Genomic DNA, 2,615 nt, shown 5'->3' on the forward strand with positions numbered 1-2,615 from the left:
ATTTCTTCTAATTTTTCTTCTGAGATTTCTAAGTTATTTATTAATTTTTTTATAGGAGATTTTTTTTCGCTCTTTAAGTCTGATTCAACATCTCTTATAGCATCAATAACCATAAAATTTAGAATTTTCCTTTCTCTAAAGCCAAATTTTATGGTTTCATCTTCACCTTGATAAATAACAAATCCATATTCATTTGTTACTGGATCAATTTTTTTAAATTTATATGTAAGTCTCGCAACTATAGGATTTTTAGAAACTAAGGCATCACATAATAATGCATTTAATTGCTTATTATGCTCAAAACCTTTAATTTCAATAACAATTTTGATTTCAATTCCATTTTCAAATGGTTTGGGTATACCATCAAAAAAGTCAGTTTCTTTTAAGTATCTTTCTTGTTCAGATAAGCTTGGATCTAATATTAATTGAATTGCCCTAATTAAATTAGATTTACCAGCGTTATTTTCTCCAATAATTATCTGCTTGCCAGTTAATTGTACATCTAACGATTGAAAATTCCTGAAGTTTTCAATACAAACCCGTGAAATATAAGGGTAATACATTTCTCTTTTCAAATTAATACCTCCACCTACTAATTTTAAAGTTTAGAAGTTTCATCGTATAACAAATCTAAATTTTCTCTACTATCTTCAAAAGGTCTAACTATAATAATAGAGCATAACAAATCTGCTATTATCTCTTCATCTTCACTGTTTCTTATATTACTTCTTCCTAATACTCCTGACTGATACCAAAACATATCCTCAATAGTTATTTTGTATCCTGAATTTATTCGTGTATCATCTAAACTAATTTCAGGCATATCATATAAAGCTAATATATCTCTAGATGCATCTACTCTTATCATTTCAGCAGTTTCTCTTACAATCTCACTGAACTCGTTAATTACACCTGCTTGTCTCTTTTCTTGAAGACTTAATTGTCTTCCTTGTGAATTTATTCTTCCAAATACATCTATCATTTCTTCCTCATTAAGTGATTCAAATGTTGTACTTTGCTAATTGATAATTTAAGAATTCACTTGAGGTCCTAGCATCTAAATTTTTATGTAATTCTATTTCAGGGTCAATTTCAAAGACTTTATTTAAATTCTCGTTAGCTGCAGGAAAGACAGATAAATCAAACTTTTCCTTATTCCATAGTATCCTATTTTCTATAAAATCAAAGATTACTGTTAACCTTTGCACACCTTCTAATATTTCTAACCCTTTATATTTATTCGTAGCAACGTTTTTAGAAAATAGAAAAAGTGGTAACGGATAACTTTTGATAATACTATCTATCAACATTTTTTTGTTAAGTGCCTATAATTGTTACTTTAGTAATAAATTGATAAATTTTACCATATTTCATAAAAGGACTCGATAATTGAGTAGAATAAATTTCAATCTAAAAGTATGTGAATTGTTTGCATTAACTTACTTTTTTGAATTTTTTAACTTTCGATTCTTCTATCCAACCTTCGTAGTATTCATCTTCCATAGGTATTTGCACTTTTAACCAATTACCTTTCTTTTCCATGATATTAACCACTGTATTGGCTTTAGCAGAAGTGATAATTTTGCTTTTTCGGGAATCAGTAATTCTTAAAACTGCATTTTTTTGTATGATTGCTATTTCGTTGAGGTATTTATAATCAAATAGACCATTTTTTTGAATATACTTTTTCGCACTAATATAACCTATAACCATATGACTATTATCAATAACATCTTGAAGGGATTCTATTATCGATAGATGAAAGTTATCTTGAATGTATGCCCAAAGGAAATGTAAAATTGGAAGTAGTATAGTAGCAAAAATCAATTGTCCAATTTCCTCTCCTATTGCTCCTCCCATTCCTTCAATCATCTTTTTCATAAATGTTTTTAGATAGCCTTCTTCTTTTTCTTTCGCAAGTTCAGCTTCTTGAATTGCTTCGTCAACTATTTTACGAACTTGCTCTTCGGTTAATTCAGTAACAGTATTTGGAGAAGCAACAGGGATTTTTAGATTATTGTTACTAGCTTTGGCTTTTATAGAATCATCAAGTACTTCTATTGTTTCAAAAAATTCAGTTGTATCCGTTTTACTTAACTCATAAAAAAAGTTAGTAGAATTTTTCCCTAGAATTTTAAGTAACTCATTTTGTTGCTTGCGGATATTATCTAATGGTGATTTTAAACTTTGTTGGATAAAAACTTGTTGCTTACCCCAATTAAGTAAACTTGGTCTAAAAATATCACGCAACGCTTGTTGCTGTTTTCTAAAGCCAGTTAATGATGAATTATTGATATTAGCACAAATAGATTCCTGCTGCTTGTATAAATTATCTATTGGTGAAAGCATGGCTTTTAAAGATGCTTGTTGCTTATGAAAATCATCTAATGGCGATTTTAAAATATCTTTAAGAAATTCTTGCTTTCTGTAAAAATCAGCTAGTGGTGAATTAAGACTTTTATGAAAAGCATATTGTTGCCTATGAAAGTTATCTAATGGTGATTTTAAACTAACTCTTAATAACGCCTGTTGCTTATTCAAGTTATCTAGCGGTGACTTATAATCTTTCATATTTTTTTCCTCGCTTTCTTATTATAAATATATTATGATATTTT

General features: G+C 28.4%; 4 protein-coding genes. All 4 read right to left on the reverse strand.

The window, feature by feature from the left end; genetic code table 11:
- A partial coding sequence (locus D1606_RS18165; RefSeq protein WP_119417418.1) for an AAA family ATPase occupies nucleotides 1-575 on the reverse strand: 575 nt, incomplete at its 3' end.
- Nucleotides 576-598: 23 nt separating this feature from the next.
- Nucleotides 599-982, reverse strand: coding sequence for a hypothetical protein (locus D1606_RS18170; protein ID WP_119417419.1), 384 nt, complete (start codon nucleotides 980-982; stop codon nucleotides 599-601).
- Between the two features lie 19 nt (nucleotides 983-1,001).
- Nucleotides 1,002-1,310 carry a GmrSD restriction endonuclease domain-containing protein gene (locus tag D1606_RS18175; protein ID WP_119417420.1) on the reverse strand — a complete coding sequence of 103 codons (309 nt, stop codon included), beginning with the start codon at nucleotides 1,308-1,310 and terminating at the stop codon, nucleotides 1,002-1,004.
- Nucleotides 1,311-1,434: 124 nt separating this feature from the next.
- On the reverse strand, nucleotides 1,435-2,571 hold the full coding sequence (locus tag D1606_RS18180) for an SH3 domain-containing protein (protein WP_119417421.1): 1,137 nt from the start codon (nucleotides 2,569-2,571) through the stop codon (nucleotides 1,435-1,437).
- Nucleotides 2,572-2,615: the final 44 nt, after the last annotated feature.

The sequence above is a fragment of the Rummeliibacillus sp. POC4 genome (genome assembly GCF_003576525.1).
In the GTDB taxonomy this organism is placed as follows: Bacteria; Bacillota; Bacilli; order Bacillales_A; family Planococcaceae; genus Rummeliibacillus.

Bases quoted from the DNA above. Each gene is read 5' to 3' on its own strand.
- D1606_RS18170 (WP_119417419.1), bottom strand. From the start codon at position 982: ATGATAGATGTATTTGGAAGAATAAATTCACAAGGAAGACAATTAAGT.
- D1606_RS18175 (WP_119417420.1), bottom strand. From the start codon at position 1,310: ATGTTGATAGATAGTATTATCAAAAGTTATCCGTTACCACTTTTTCTA.
- D1606_RS18180 (WP_119417421.1), bottom strand. From the start codon at position 2,571: ATGAAAGATTATAAGTCACCGCTAGATAACTTGAATAAGCAACAGGCG.